We start from the raw sequence: 13,842 nt of genomic DNA, 5'->3' as shown, positions 1-13,842 counted from the left end.
CCTGAATGTGTCGCAGGGGCCGCAGACCTTGCAGCGGCTAGAACGACAGGCGGTCGCCCCACGCCTCGCGGAGACGCTTGCGGGCTCGTGAGAGCGCGGCATCCGCTCCCGACCTGGAGATGCCGAGCACGGCCTCGAGCTCCTCTCCGTCGAGGCCCTCCCAGGCGTGAAGGAGGAGGATGCGGCGGTCGCGCTCCCCCACGCTCGCGAGGGCGCCGCGGAGTTCGTCGTCGAACAGGGCGCTCAGCTCGGGGTCGTCGGCCACGCGCACGGTTCCACGCTCGGGCACCTCCTCGACGGGCAGGTCGACGTGCTTGCGACGGTGGTTCGCGAGCGTGAAGCCCGCGGTGCGGTACAGCCAGGGCAGCACGGCCTCGCGGGGAACGTCGCGGCGTCGTCGCCACGCCGTCGCGAAGACCTCGGCGGCGAGGTCCTCGGCGTCCTGACGCGGGGCGCGGCGGGCGAAGTAGCGCACGAGCGGCGTCGAGTGCTCGCGCACGGCCTCGGTGAACCACGCGATCTCCTCGGGAGACGCGGATGGCGCGAGCGGCTCGTCGGCGTCGGGCATCGCCACTCCCTCGGTCGAGTCGGCATCGGCTGCGGTGCTGGCGGTCGTCACACCATGAATGTGTCGCCCCTGCCGCGAGTCTTGCACGCCGGCATCGAATCGCGTGAAGGCGAGTCGCGCACAGGGTTCTCACTGCTGACGCCCAGAGTCGTCCAACACCGCGGCGGTACGCTCGCAGCATCGACCTCGAGGGGACCCATGACCGACGACCAGGCCTTGGGCCTCACCCTCAGCGGCGGCGCCGCGTTCGGCGCCGCGCATGTCGGCGTCCTGCAGGTGCTCGAAGAGCGCGGCATCCGACCCGGCATCGTCGCCGGCACCAGCTCGGGCGCCATGATCGCCGCCGCATACGCGGCCGGCTTCGATGCGACGGCGATCGAGCGGGCCGCCCTGTCGTTCCGCTGGAACGCGATCGCCCGGTGGTCGTTCGCCCCGCGGCTCGGACTGCTCGATGCGCGGGCCCTCGACGAGGCGGTCCACCGGGTGTTCGGCGCAGATCCGCTCATCGAGGACCTCCCGCGACGGTTCGGCGCCGTCGCCACCGATCTGCGAACCCGTCGGGCCGTGACGATCGACCGGGGGCCCTTGAGCGTCGCGCTCAGGTCGACGATCGCCGTGCCAGGGCTGCTGCCGCCCGTGCGTCGTGACGGCGCCCTGCTCGCCGACGGCGGCATGGTCGACAACGTCCCGGTGGCCGCGACCCGCGAACTCGGCGCATCCCGCGTGATCGTCGTGCGGCTGCACGCGAAGTGGGAGAACGTGCGCATGATGCGCACCGTCAGCCGCACCGCCGAACTCGCCGGCGACCCTTCGGTCGTGCTCATCCAACCCGAGATGGAGGGCATGGCGCAGTGGATGATGTCCGATGCGTCGCGCCTGATCGCCGAGGGCCGCCGCGCGGCGACGGTCGCACTCGATGCAGCGCAGCGGCGCGCGGACCACGCCGAGCTGGCCGCTCGAAACTGACCCGCCCGCGCATGCGGTGAGATGCAGCAAGGGCCGGCCCTCGCGGGCCGACCCTCCCTGCGTCCCATGGCTCAACCTCGGGGCTGAGCCACTCGGGCCTCAGCTCACCACGCGCCGAGATCCTGCCACGGACCGTTGGCATCGCCCGGCTGCTGGTTCCTGGTCCACCACTTGGCCTTCCAGGTGTGCCCGTCGAACGCGACCGTGTGGCCCTCGGTGTAGACCCCCGACGCGGTCCACGCCCGCACATCGGTGCCGGCCGCCGGCACGAGCGCGCCCTGCTCCATCCACGAGCCAGTCGCGGTGGTGCCCGGCTTCTCGTTCTGGGTCCACCATTGCGCGGTGAAGACCTTTCCTTCGAACGAGACCTGGTCACCGGCGTTGTACGCGGTGGTCGCGACCCACGCCGGAAGCGAGGGCTGCGGTGCGACCAGGGTGAAGGCGACGGTCGTGGCGTTGCCCGCCACGTCGTACAACTTCAGCTCGTTCGCTCCGAGCTTCGCCCCGAACGCACCCGGCTTCACGCCGTTGAGGTCGGACCAGGCGTTGTCGGAGAGGTCCTTCTCGACGCCGTTCACCGTCAGCCGGTCGACCTTGTACTCGTCGAACAGCTTGAACGACACCAGTTCGTAGCCGTCGCCGGCCGTGCCGACCGTCTCGGTCGCGCCGTTCTTCACCGTGACCGTCGGGCCGGTGACATCGAGCACGAAGGTGAGTGTCGCCACGTTGCCCGCGGCGTCGAAGACCTTCAGCTCGTTGCTGCCGGCCTTTGCTCCGAATGCACCGGGCACGACCTCGTTCAGGTCGGACCAGACATCGTCGGACAGATCCTTCTCCACCCCGTTGAGGGTGAGCCGGTCGACCTTGCCCTCATCGAACAGCTTGAACGAGACCGAACGGTAGACCCCGTCCCTGCCCTCGGACTCCGACTTCACGTCGATCGTCGGCGCGGTCGTGTCCTTGGGCAGACCGACCCGGATGTCGGTGCGCTGCACCGGCAGCTCCGCCTCGTCGCCGAGGTAGAAGCTCGCGAAGCCGATCTGGTCGTAGCCGTTGTTCTTGTTGGCCACCCCGTTGCGGTACATCGGGTCGTGCATGAGCGTGCGGATGCCGTACTCGGTCGGCGCCAGCGAGGTCACGATGCCCAGCCGGTTGCCGCCGGCCCGGAGGATGAGTTCCTCGCGCCAGTCGCCGAACAGGTCGGCCTTGAGGGTCGGCGTGCTCTTGTTGCCGGTCGACGTCAGGCCGGTCGCGAGGTACGACGAGGCCGCGAAGGTCTGGTCGTTCACGCTGCTGACGGTGGCACCGTTCACGGCCATATGGGTCAGGCCGCCACCGAACCAGATCGCGTTCATGCCCTGCGCGATGCCGCGAGCCGTGCCGGTCGTCGTCAGGACCTCGCCCGTCACCATGCTGCGCACCTCCCGTGATGCGCTCGCCGTGCCGCCCTGGGCGCCCGGCCAACGGTTGGAGTAGTTGCCGGCCACGCTGCCCTCGTCGTCGCTGCCCGCGTACTGGGCATAGATGAGCGAGTTCTCGTAGACGACCTCGCCGTTCTCGTCCAGTCGCTTGCCCTTCATCGGGTCGTATCCGGCCGGCCCGGGGAGCCATCCGCTCTGCACTCCGGTGCGCAGGTCGTCGAAGAGGTGCTCCTCCATTCCCGACCATTCGCGGATGTTGTCCTCCTTGTCGACCGGGAGCAGGGCGCCGCGGTCGCCGTGACGCAGCGGTGCCCAGACGTTGAGCGGATTGTCCCTGACTTCGTCGGTGGCGAACTCGAACGTGCCGGCGACCGGGACGACGCTGTTCTGTCCCTCGATCGTCGGCATGATGTCGCCGTTCAGCACCTTCGGCAGGATCTTGGTCTTGTCGGCGTTCAAGCCGAGGACCATCGCCTTCAGCACGACCTCGTCCCAGCCGTCCCCGTCGAGGTCCGCAGACTTCGTGTCGTGGTTGCCGCGGTTCTGATAGTCGTAGGCGCTGCCTCCGAGCGACCAGTACTGCGGGTCGGCCGAGTCGAAGCTCGCCTGCAGGTGGACCTTGCCGTCGACGAGGTCGAAGGCGGCGAGGGTCGTGCGGTGGTAGTACCCGCGCTGGGAGACGGCGAACTGATGGACGCCGTCGAGCGCGGCCACGACGCCGACGTAGCGGTTTGCGCGGTTGCCCTGCGCATCGCCGAACGACGCCGCCTTCCACGGGTGCTCGAGCCAGTACACCTCGGTCTCGGCGAGGATCTGAGCCTTGTAGTCGGCCGCCGAGGATCCGGAGCCCGGGCCGGGATAGGCCAGGTACGAGTAGTTGCCGCGTTGGGATGCGGGCGTCATGGCCCAGTTCTCACCGTCGACACTGGCCCGGTACGGGAACGGGTAGGTCGCGCTGTCCACGAGCTCTCCCTTGCCGACGTCGCCGTTCCACTCGAACGCGGAGAAGAACTCCTGGTCGTCCTTTGCGGGGCCGATGGGACCGACGTGATACGTCTTGATCCACCGCTTCACGGCCGGATCGTTCGGCCCGTCGTTGCCGCCGCCGGAGGTCGGGCTGCGGTACGCGATGCTGAAGCTGTTCAGCAGCGACCAGTACGTGTCGAGCGCCTGGTCGTCCCCGTTCGCGAAGTACTCCTCGAACTTGTCGGTCGTGGAGCTCAGGCCGTCCTCGCCGCCGACGACGGTGGCCAGGTCGTTCGGGTACACGACGCTCTGGGAGGCTTCGTCCCAGTTGCCGATACGGGTGCCCAGCGCGGTCTTGAGCATGAGCTCGGACGTGCCGTCACCGTCGAAGTCCTCGGCGAAGAGGGTGGTCTCGTGGTCATTGGCCGCGCGCACGTTGTAGCCCATGTCGACGCGGAACAGCAGCGTGCCGTCCTGCTTGTAGACGTCGACGTACTCGGGCGCGGTCGTGGTGCTGCCTCCGCCGAAGATCGGCTCGGAGTACATCGGATCGACCTGGGTGCTACGCCACTTGACGACGATCTCGTACTCACCGTCGCCGTCGAAGTCGCCGACGGTCATGTCGTGCGTGGAGTACGCACCGCTCTGCGCCGTCTCGATCGCGCCGTCGCCGGTCTTCGCGTACGGCAGCGACGTGCCGGAGTCGAGGTTCTCGACATACGTGATGAACTCGGCCTCGAGCTCGTCGAAGAGCGCCTTCGTGATCTTGCCGTCGACGAGGGAGTTCGTCAGCGGCCGATCCTCGGTGTAGCTCGCGACGCCGAGCGCGTTCGGCGTCGTGTTGTGCTCGTTGAGCTCCGCGACCCAGCCGTCGAGCTGCTCCTGCGTGACGGTCGTCTGTTCCTCGTACGCCGAGCGGAAGCCCTTCAGGAGGTCCATGTCGACGACATACCAGTTCTGGCCGCCCGTACCGGGGATCGTCATGTTCGCGGCGTTGAGGTTGAGGTTCGGGCCGCCGAACCGGTTGTCGGCACCACGGTAGCTGAAGTGCGCGAGCGGCACCGGCGCGGGGGCCGGCTTCAGCGGAATGTAGTGCACGGCTCCGCGGTTCGCCTGCCCCGAGCTTCCGGCGAGGGCCGAGAGCACGGGCACGCTCATGCCCTGGCGTTCTCCCTCGACGCCGTCGATGACGGGGGCGACCTCGTAGACGGAGGTGAGCTCGCCGTCGGCGTCGGTGTAGTTCGACGGCGTGACGTCCTCCTTCACGACGCCCGGGTTCGATTCGTAGTCGCTCTCGGGCTGCACGTCGCGGGGCTCGATCGTGGCGATCTTCGCGAAGTCGGCATCGCCGTCCTTGCGATAGACGTTCCACGACAGGCCGTCGGGCTCGTCGCCGAGGAACCGCCAGCTCAGGAACATCCCGTCGGCGACCTGGGCCGCGACGAGGCCGCGCGTGAGCTCCTCCATCTGACGCAGATCGGATGCCGCGGCCGTCGATGGGGCGTCCTCCGCGGCGGCGGCAGGGGAGCTGAAACTGAACAGGGACACGCCCACGGCGAGCGCCAGGGGTATCGGTACGAGCTTGTGCATCGTCTTTCGCACTTCGTTCTCTCCTTTGAGTGATGCTGGGCGAATCTGGGCGGTTCGATCCGTCTCGAGGGTCTGCACTTCGCGCGTACCCATCATCGGGCAAGCGCTTTCCCATCATGATGGCGCGATGCGGCCCCCGGCGCAAGCCCCAATCTTTAACGTTTCAATTCCGGCTCAGTGGAGCTCGACGTGAGGGATGGGCACTCGCGTCCGGGCGAGATCCTCGAGTCCGGCCCAGATCCGCGCGGCGACCTCGCGGTTCGGAGCACTCGTGTGCGACGACGGGACGAGGCGGATCGGAGGCCCGGCGACCCGATTCGGCCCGTACATCTCGCCTCCGACCACGCCGGGGTCGACGAGCGCGCGGACACCCGACCACGCCGCCGCATCCTTCCCCTGCGCCCATGGCGTGTAGGGGTTGCGCCGATAGGGCACCGTCGCGTCTCGGATCCCGGGGCGCTGCGGGGTCTTGGCATCGACGCCGACGCCCGGTCGGGTGACGATCGAGGCGATCGGGAGGCCGGCGGCGCGCACGCGGCGATCCAGCTCGTAGGCGAACAGCTCGGTCAGCGTCTTCGCCACGACGTACGCGCCGATGCCGGTGCGCGGCCTGGCGCGGGCATCCGTCACCTCCGTGCGCAACTGTTCGACGAACCCCGTGGAGGCGTGGACGATCCTGAGCGGACGGTCGTGATCCGCCGGCATGCGGGCCGAGAGGAGCCCGGCGACGAGCGCCACGTTGGCGACCGCGTGCGCCCCGGTCATCAGTGGCAGACCGTCGACCGTCTTCGCCCGGGCGGAGAAGCCCATCGGGCCGCCGTTGAGAAAGATGCCGTCCAGCCGCGGCAGCGCCGCCAGCCGCTCGGCACCCTCATCGACCGAGGCCAGCGACGTGAGGTCGAAGGCGACGGACCCCGTCAGCGCACGCGGCACCTGCCCGCGTATCGCGGCTGCCGCGACGTCGATCTTCCGAGACGACCGGGATACCAGGATCACCTCGGCTCCGGCCTCGGCGAGCTGCTCGGCGGCGAAATAGCCGATGCCACCGGTCGCGCCGGTCACGGCGTAGACGTGACCGGCGAGGTCGGGAAGGCGTGTCGGATCCCAGGTCATGAGTGACTCCTTTGAAATGGATGATCTATCCGATTCAGGATACGTCACGAAACGGATAAGGAATCCATATCTAGTAGGATGCCGGGTATGCCTACGCTCCGATCGGACGCAGCGCGCTCCCGCGCGAAGATCCTCGACGCCGCGCACCGGCAGCCGATCACCGAGCTGCGACTCAACGAACTGGCACGCGAGGCGGGCGTCGGTGTCGCCACCGTCTACCGGCACTTCCCGACGGTGAACGCCTTGATCGAGGCGCTCACCATCGCGGACCTCGAGCAGCTCGTCGACGAAGCCAGAACCGCGGCCGCGGAGCCCGACCCGGCCCGTGCATTCACGCAGCTCGTGCGACGAACGACCACGCGACAGCTCGAGCACCAGGGCCTGCAGCCCCTGCTCCTCTCAGACGAGATCTCGAGCGCGGCGCGTCATCTCCGTGACGAGCTCTTCGAGCTCGCACAGACGGCGCTCACGAACGCGATCGCCGCAGGGGCTGTGCGCTCAGGCATCTCACTCGGCCAGGTGGAGCGCCTCATCTGCGGAGTGGAGCTCGCCGTGCGCCTCGGCGACGGCAGCGACCGCGACCAGCTGCTCGAGGTGATCCTGTCGGGGCTGACTCCGCCCGAGAACCGGTGAGCGGGCCCGTCAGGCCTTCCTGACCACGCTCGACTTCAGCTGCATCTGACCGAAACCCGGCACCTTCGCCTCGAGGTCGTGATCACCGACGCCATCGGAGATCAGCCGAATGCCGGGCACCTTCGTGCCGACCTTGACGGTGCCGCCGCCTGCGCCCTTGACCTTGAGGTCTTTGATCACCGTGACGGTGTCGCCATCGGCGAGCACATTGCCGACCGCATCTCGGATGACCCGGGACCCCGAGACATCCGCCGCGTCATCGCCGTCATGCTCCGCGTCTGCGCGCGCCCACTCGTGGCCGCACATGGGACACACGAGCAGTGCGCCCTGCTCGTAGGCGTACTCGCTCGCGCATTCGGGGCACGGCGGCAACGTGGCACCTTCGCTCATACGTTGAACCGGAACTCCACGACGTCGCCGTCCTGCATGACGTAGTCCTTGCCCTCCATGCGGGCCTTGCCCTTGGCGCGGGCCTCGGTGACCGAACCGGTCTCGACGAGGTCGGCGAACGAGATGACCTCGGCCTTGATGAAGCCGCGCTCGAAGTCGGTGTGGATGACGCCGGCCGCCTGCGGGGCCTTGTCGCCCTTGTGGATCGTCCACGCGCGCGACTCCTTGGGGCCGGCCGTGAGATAGGTCTGCAGGCCGAGGGTGTCGAAGCCGATGCGCGCGAGCTGGTCGAGGCCGGACTCGTCTTGACCGGTCGAGGCCAGCAGCTCCGCGGCATCCGCGGGGTCGAGGTCGATGAGCTCGGACTCGATCTTCGCGTCGAGGAACACGGCCTCGGCGGGGGCGACGAGGGCTGCGAGCTCGGCCTTCTTCGCGGCATCCGTCAGCACCGCCTCGTCGACGTTGAAGACGTAGATGAAGGGCTTCGCCGTCAGCAGGCCGAGTTCCTTGATGGGAGCGAGATCGACGGATGCCGCGGAGAGCGGTGTGCCCTTCTGCAGCACCTCTTGCGCGGCCTTCGCGGCCTCGAGCACCGAGGGGTCGAGCTTCTTGCCCTTGATCTCCTTCTCGAAGCGCGGGATGGCGCGCTCGAGGGTCTCGAGGTCGGCGAGGATCAGCTCGGTGTTGATGGTCTCCATGTCGGACTTCGGGTCGACCTTGCCGTCGACGTGCACGACGTCGGAGTCGTCGAAGCCGCGCACGACCTGCGCGATGGCATCGGCCTCACGGATGTTCGCGAGGAACTTGTTGCCGAGCCCCTCGCCCTCGGAGGCGCCGCGCACGATGCCGGCGATGTCGACGAACGACACCGCGGCGGGCAGGATGCGCTCGGAGCCGAAGATGCCGGCGAGCGTCTCGAGCCGCGGGTCGGGCAGGTTCACGACCCCCACGTTGGGCTCGATCGTCGCGAACGGGTAGTTCGCCGCGAGCACCTGGTTCTTGGTGAGGGCGTTGAAGAGGGTGGACTTGCCGACGTTGGGCAGGCCGACGATGCCGATAGTGAGAGCCACGGGGGTCTATCGTACCGGTGCGCCGCCGATGCGCTCATTCGAAGCGGATGCCGCGGGCCATCGTGCGCTCGCGGCCGGTGTCGTCAACCCGCCGGTCGCCGCGCCGAGGCCAACGCCTCCAGCTCGGCCACCAACGCCCCGGAGTCGATCTCGGCGCGGATGCGCTGGCCGAGCGCCGCGGCCGCGTCGCGGTACGAGGGCTCGAGCAGCACGTCGAAGACCGCCTTCGCGATCGTCGAGGCATCCGACTTCGCCGACAGCGTGATGCCCGCACCGTGGCGGACCGCCCTGGCCGCGTTCTCGGGCTGGTCGCGGCCGAGCGGGATGCACAGCACCGGGACCCCAGCGGCGAGCGCCTTGATGAGCGTGCCGTGCCCGGCGTGGGTGATCACGAGGTCGGCCTGCGGGATCAGCTCGCCGTGAGCGGCCGACTGCACCACGACGATGTGCTTCGCGGCGGGGATGTCGGCCGGGTCGATGGCCGGGCCCGTGGTGATCACGGCCCGCACCGGGAGGGTCGCGAGCGCGCGGGAGATCCTCGTGAGCAGATCGGCCTGTCGCATGTAGGAGCTGGAGAGACCGATCACGACGAGCGGCGCGTCACCGGGCGGAAGTTCGAACGACCCGTCGACGGGAATGTCCTCGAGGACCGGCCCGACGTAGCGCACGTTCGGCGCGTCGGGCGGCGGGTCGTCGAACGCCGAGCCGGTGAGCACGAGTACGCGGTCTGCATGACCCCACTGCTCGCCAGGGTTGCGGACCGGCGCGAGGCCGAGCTCGGCACGGGCCGCGTTGACCGGGCCCATCCCGGCACCGGCGGCCGCCGTCACGAGCGCGTACGCCGCGCGGTCGCGCGCCCGGCCCAGCGCGTTGTGCGCGGGCGCGAGCCCGAGGCCGAACGGCGGGCGCACGCGCGAGGGCTGCAGGTATACGCTCCCGATGAGCACCGCGGTCGGGATGCCTCGGGCCTCGGCGCCGATGAGGGCGCCGAGGAGCAGGCCGTCGGCGAGTACCGCGTCGAACGGCTCGGCATCGAGCGCCGCCACGACGTCTGCGGCGTAGCGAGCGGTCGGGCCGGTCATGATGCGATCGCGCACCCGGATCAGCGCACCGAGCTGCGTGCGGCACTCCCAGTCCTTCAGCACGTCGTCTTCGAGGGCAGTCGACATGCGCTGCGGCGCGGTCGGCCAGGTTCGATGCACGGCCCCGGTGGCGGCGATCGCGTCGGCGAGGGTCGGGTCGCCGAGGACGACGACCTCGTGGCCGCGCTCGACGAGCAGTCGGGCGACGCCGAGGTTCGGCGGCGTCGCACCGCCGCCGTCCCACACGGCGATCAGGTATCTCATGATCACTCCTTCTCGAGGGCGCCGGCGATGAGCCGGCGGAGCACCGCACGGGTCTCTTCGGCCGAACAGCCGAGATCGCGACGCAGCAGTTTCCAGGTGCCGACGTCGGTGGCGGCGTACAACGCGGCGATGGTCTCGTCGCGGGGCGCCTCGCCTGCGGGCAGGTGAGGGTCGAACACCGTCGCCAGCCACCGGCGATGCTCCCCCCGCGCGCTCTCGAGCAGCGAGTGGAGCACCGGCTGTCGATCGGCGTCGGCGACCGTGCGCCAATTGCCGTCGCCGAACGCCTCGTAGTGCCGCATCAGCGCGTCGATCGCACCGTCGAGGTCGCCCGGCGCCACGTCGCCCCGCAGGTCGGCCACCTCGCCGGCGAAGTGGGTGATCGCGGCGGTGAGCAGGCCCTCCTTCGAGCCGAAGTGGTTGAAGACCGTCTGCACCGTCACCCCGGCCGCCTCGGCGACGCCCGCGAGGGTCACGTCGTCGTAGTGTGCGTCCGCGAACCGCACGGCGGCCGCGCGCAGGATGCGCTCGCGTGTGCGCACCGCGGATGCCGACCGCGCCGTCATGTCGTACTCGCGAGCCATGCGCGCCATACCCGAAGCATCCTCGCCATTTGATGCCGGGTCAAGTGAAAACTTGGATGGCATGCAATCGATATGCGCCCATCCGGCCGTGCGCCCACGTGCATGCGCGATCGAACGAGGATCGGAGCGTGACCGATGGTCGCTCTCGCTGTGGGCCGCAGCCTCCTTCAGGCCAACCGCGCCCGGAAGCACCGCGTGACGTACGGCACGGCGAGGTCGACCGAGCCCGCGACATCCGGATGCGTGTCGAGCAGCACCTCGAGCGCGCCGAGCATGGCCTCCTGCTCGGCCGGCGACGCGGTGATGAAGTAGCTGCGCGAGCGCACGAGTTCGAGGAACCGCTCGCGCGTCATGCGCTCGATCCAGGCGACCTCGTGCTCCTCGATCTCGCCGAACGGCGCGCCGAGGTTCACGTACGCCTCGAACGTCGCGCTCGCGTCATGGCGTTCGTGCATGATCTCACCGGCCTCGCGCAGCCAGTCGGCGCGCAGGTCACGGCTGTTCCAGACCAGGCCGAGCAGCCCCCCGGGCCTGAGTACACGCGCGATCTCGGGCAGGGCGCGGTGCGGCTCGAACCAGTGCCACGCCTGCCCGGCGACGACCGCGTCGAACGAGTCGTCCTCGAGCGGGATCTCCTCTGCGGTGCCGAGGATGCGCGGCACGCCCGGGACCGCGAGCTCGAGTTCGTCGAGCATCTCCTCGACGGGGTCGACGGCGATGACGTCGCGGTCGAGCGCCACGAGCGCCTCGGTCAGCTTGCCGGTGCCTGCGCCGAGGTCGAGCACGTCGACCGCGTCGCCGATGAGCCAGGCGACGGCCTCGGCGGGGTACCCGGGCCTGGCACGGTGATAGACGGATGCCGCGGAGCCGAACGACCTCGCCGCCGCGATCGTGCTCGCCTCGGCCGGGTCGCCGAGCGGGGGCGCGGACGCACCGGTCGGGGCAGGTTCGGTGGTCTCGGTCATGGAGCCATTCCACGCCAGCGGCGAGGCATCCGTCAACCGTCGGCGGTGCATGGCACGATGCTGACGTGCCAGTGGACTTCACCGCGATCGACTTCGAGACCGCCAACCCGTCGAGTGCATCGGCCTGTTCGATCGGACTGGTGAAGGTGCGCGGCGGCATCGTCGTCGACCGTCTGCACCGCTACATCCGCCCACCCTTCCCCCACGACGAGTTCTCGGAGTGGAACGTGCGCGTGCACGGCATCACGCGCGGCATGGTGGCGCAGGCGCCGGGGTGGGCCGAGCTGCTGCCCGAGTTCCGCGCCTTCGCCGAAGACGACGTGCTCGTCGCGCACAACGCCGGCTTCGACATGCGGGTCATCGAGAAGACGAGCGAGGCCGTCGGCGTCGAGGTGCCGAACCATCGCTCGCTCTGCAGCCTGCAGGTCGCCCGCAAGACCTATCACCTCGAGTCGTACCGCCTTCCGGTCGCGGCGATGGCCGCCGGATTCGAGGGCTTCTCGCACCACGACGCGCTCGCCGACGCCGAGGCCTGCGCGGCCGTCATGGTGCACGCGGCGCGTCGGCACGAGGCCGACGACCTCGACCGGTTGGCGCACGTGACGCGCGTGCCGTTCGGCGCGATCGGCGTGGTCGCCGCGAAGACGCGCGCCGCTTCGCACGGCCCCATGGCGCTGCAGTAGCGCACTGCCGGGCACCGGCCCGCGGCCTCGCCGGGCCGCATCGCGAGCGATGTCGGTGGCCCCTGCCACACTGAGCGACATGGAGATCCTGCTGCTCGTCATCGGCCTCGTCGTCGGCATCGCGCTCGGCGCGCTCGCCACGTGGTTCCTCGCGTCCAAGCGGGCTGCGGAGACCTCGACCGACGTCCCGGCGACCGAAGACCCCGCGCTCGTCGAGGCCCGTCACCAGGCCGCGATCGCCGCGCTCCAGGCCGGCAGCTCGGCCGAGCAGGCGCGCATCCGCTCCGAAGAGCAGCAGGTGCAGGCGCAGCTCCGCGCCGAACTCGCGGCCGTGCAGGCCACCACGGTCGGGCTCCGCGAGCAGATCGAGTCCGCGCGCACGCAGTATCGCGAGATCGTCGAGCGCCAACGGTCCGAGCAGCAGCAGCGCGAGGCCCGCGAGGCCGCAGACAGCAAGGTGCTGCAGGCCCTCGCACCCGTCAAGCAGACCATCACCGAGATGCAGGCCAAGGTCACCGAACTCGAGACGCAGCGCCACCAGCAGCACGGCGAGCTCAGCCAGCAGCTCAAGATCGCGGCCGAGAACGAGGAGCGCCTGCGGTCCACCGCCGAGACGCTCGCGTCGGCGCTGCGCTCCAACAGCACGCGCGGCGTCTGGGGCGAGACCCAGCTGCGCAGCGTCGTCGAGGCGGCGGGCCTGCTCGAGCGCGTCGACTTCGACACTCAGGCGTCCATCACCTCCGACTCGGGTGCAGGTCGTCCCGACATGGTCATCCACCTGCCCGGCGGCAAGAACATCGCCGTCGACGCCAAGGTGCCGTTCAACGCCTACCTCGAGGCCAGTCAGATCCCGGCCACGGCGAGCGGACCAGAGGCGGCTCGCCGCGAGACGCTCATGAAGCAGCACGTCAAGGCCGTGCGAGATCACATCACGGCCCTCGGCGGCAAGACCTACTGGGCCGGGCTCGGCGCCTCGCCCGAGATGGTCATCGCCTTCATCCCGAGCGAGTCGCTCGTCTCGAGCGCGCTCGAGACCGATCCCGCCCTGCTCGACTACGCGTTCTCCAAGCGCGTCGCGCTCGCCTCGCCCGTCACGCTGTGGTCGGTGCTGAAGACCGTCGCGTTCAGCTGGCAGCAAGACGTGCTCACGAAAGAGGCGAAGACCCTCTTCGACCTCAGCCGCGAGCTCTACTCCCGCTTGTCGGTCACCGCCGGCCAGATCGAGAAGCTCGGCCGCACCATCGAGCGCACCGTCAAGGACTACAACGCCTTCGTCGGCTCGCTCGAGACCCGTGTCATGCCCACCGCGCGCAAGCTCAAGGCGCTCGACGAGACGAAGGTTCTCGCGCAGCTCGAAGGCATCGAAGAGAGCCCGCGTGAACTGACCGCCTACGAGTTCACCTCGGCGGCCACGGCCGAGCCCGCGGCCATCGAGTCGGTCCCGCTCGATGAGCCGGCGGCGTCGGTCGCCGACGCCGAGCTCGACCTCGGCTCCGACGACGCGAGCTTCGTCGCAGACATCGACCCCGAGATCCGCTCGATCTGAG

Annotated in this window: 12 protein-coding genes; 4 read left to right on the top strand and 8 right to left on the bottom strand. The window is 69.6% G+C overall.

Annotated elements, in window-relative coordinates; genetic code table 11:
- Positions 1 to 37: 37 nt before the first annotated feature.
- A complete protein-coding gene (locus tag AC3IPY_RS07205) occupies positions 38 to 619 on the bottom strand; it encodes an RNA polymerase sigma factor (protein WP_489187686.1) in 582 nt (193 codons plus the stop codon).
- A 147-nt stretch (positions 620 to 766) separates the two neighbouring features.
- Between AC3IPY_RS07205 and AC3IPY_RS07200 the strand changes: the two genes are divergently transcribed.
- Entirely contained in the window at positions 767 to 1,534 is a 768-nt protein-coding gene (locus AC3IPY_RS07200) for a patatin-like phospholipase family protein (RefSeq protein WP_489187684.1), read from the top strand.
- Positions 1,535 to 1,638: 104 nt separating this feature from the next.
- Here AC3IPY_RS07200 and AC3IPY_RS07195 read toward each other — a convergent pair whose 3' ends face one another.
- Positions 1,639 to 5,523: a rhamnogalacturonan lyase family protein gene (locus tag AC3IPY_RS07195; RefSeq protein WP_489187683.1), complete on the bottom strand. Its 3,885-nt coding sequence runs from the start codon at positions 5,521 to 5,523 to the stop codon at positions 1,639 to 1,641.
- Positions 5,524 to 5,685: 162 nt separating this feature from the next.
- Entirely contained in the window at positions 5,686 to 6,672 is a 987-nt protein-coding gene (locus tag AC3IPY_RS07190; RefSeq protein ID WP_489187681.1) for an SDR family NAD(P)-dependent oxidoreductase, read from the bottom strand.
- A gap of 39 nt (positions 6,673 to 6,711) precedes the next feature.
- Between AC3IPY_RS07190 and AC3IPY_RS07185 the strand changes: the two genes are divergently transcribed.
- Positions 6,712 to 7,257 carry a TetR/AcrR family transcriptional regulator gene (locus tag AC3IPY_RS07185; RefSeq protein ID WP_489187680.1) on the top strand — a complete coding sequence of 182 codons (546 nt, stop codon included), beginning with the start codon at positions 6,712 to 6,714 and terminating at the stop codon, positions 7,255 to 7,257.
- A gap of 9 nt (positions 7,258 to 7,266) precedes the next feature.
- Here AC3IPY_RS07185 and AC3IPY_RS07180 read toward each other — a convergent pair whose 3' ends face one another.
- The 5 genes from AC3IPY_RS07180 to AC3IPY_RS07160 all read right to left on the bottom strand — a co-directional run bounded on the left by AC3IPY_RS07180 (position 7,267) and on the right by AC3IPY_RS07160 (position 11,612).
- Positions 7,267 to 7,647 (bottom strand): zinc ribbon domain-containing protein YjdM, encoded by a 381-nt coding sequence (locus AC3IPY_RS07180; RefSeq protein WP_489187678.1) that lies wholly within the window; start codon positions 7,645 to 7,647, stop codon positions 7,267 to 7,269.
- On the bottom strand, positions 7,644 to 8,717 hold the full coding sequence (gene ychF / locus AC3IPY_RS07175; protein ID WP_489187676.1) for a redox-regulated ATPase YchF: 1,074 nt from the start codon (positions 8,715 to 8,717) through the stop codon (positions 7,644 to 7,646). Before ychF ends, AC3IPY_RS07180 begins: the two co-directional genes overlap by 4 nt.
- 83 nt (positions 8,718 to 8,800) lie before the next feature.
- A complete protein-coding gene (locus AC3IPY_RS07170) occupies positions 8,801 to 10,063 on the bottom strand; it encodes a nucleotide disphospho-sugar-binding domain-containing protein (protein ID WP_489187675.1) in 1,263 nt (420 codons plus the stop codon).
- Positions 10,064 to 10,065: 2 nt separating this feature from the next.
- A complete protein-coding gene (locus AC3IPY_RS07165) occupies positions 10,066 to 10,656 on the bottom strand; it encodes a TetR/AcrR family transcriptional regulator (RefSeq protein ID WP_489187674.1) in 591 nt (196 codons plus the stop codon).
- 158 nt (positions 10,657 to 10,814) lie between these two features.
- Positions 10,815 to 11,612, bottom strand: coding sequence for a class I SAM-dependent methyltransferase (locus AC3IPY_RS07160; protein ID WP_489187673.1), 798 nt, complete (start codon positions 11,610 to 11,612; stop codon positions 10,815 to 10,817).
- A 65-nt stretch (positions 11,613 to 11,677) separates the two neighbouring features.
- Between AC3IPY_RS07160 and AC3IPY_RS07155 the strand changes: the two genes are divergently transcribed.
- Positions 11,678 to 12,295 (top strand): exonuclease domain-containing protein, encoded by a 618-nt coding sequence (locus tag AC3IPY_RS07155; RefSeq protein WP_489187672.1) that lies wholly within the window; start codon positions 11,678 to 11,680, stop codon positions 12,293 to 12,295.
- Between the two features lie 79 nt (positions 12,296 to 12,374).
- Complete coding sequence (locus AC3IPY_RS07150) at positions 12,375 to 13,841, top strand: DNA recombination protein RmuC (RefSeq protein WP_489187671.1); 1,467 nt, start codon at positions 12,375 to 12,377, stop codon at positions 13,839 to 13,841.
- Position 13,842: the final 1 nt, after the last annotated feature.

The sequence above is a fragment of the Agromyces sp. GL_144 genome (assembly GCF_057834305.1).
The sequence above is the reverse complement of the archived record's forward strand: the minus strand, read 5'-3'. Positions and strand labels throughout refer to the sequence as shown.

What these genes read in the sequence shown, in the direction of transcription:
- AC3IPY_RS07200 (WP_489187684.1), top strand. Translation starts at nt 767, where the DNA reads ATGACCGACGACCAGGCCTTGGGCCTCACCCTCAGCGGCGGCGCCGCG.
- AC3IPY_RS07185 (WP_489187680.1), top strand. Translation starts at nt 6,712, where the DNA reads ATGCCTACGCTCCGATCGGACGCAGCGCGCTCCCGCGCGAAGATCCTC.
- AC3IPY_RS07180 (WP_489187678.1), bottom strand. Translation starts at nt 7,647, where the DNA reads ATGAGCGAAGGTGCCACGTTGCCGCCGTGCCCCGAATGCGCGAGCGAG.
- AC3IPY_RS07170 (WP_489187675.1), bottom strand. Translation starts at nt 10,063, where the DNA reads ATGAGATACCTGATCGCCGTGTGGGACGGCGGCGGTGCGACGCCGCCG.
- AC3IPY_RS07165 (WP_489187674.1), bottom strand. Translation starts at nt 10,656, where the DNA reads ATGGCGCGCATGGCTCGCGAGTACGACATGACGGCGCGGTCGGCATCC.
- AC3IPY_RS07160 (WP_489187673.1), bottom strand. Translation starts at nt 11,612, where the DNA reads ATGACCGAGACCACCGAACCTGCCCCGACCGGTGCGTCCGCGCCCCCG.
- AC3IPY_RS07150 (WP_489187671.1), top strand. Translation starts at nt 12,375, where the DNA reads ATGGAGATCCTGCTGCTCGTCATCGGCCTCGTCGTCGGCATCGCGCTC.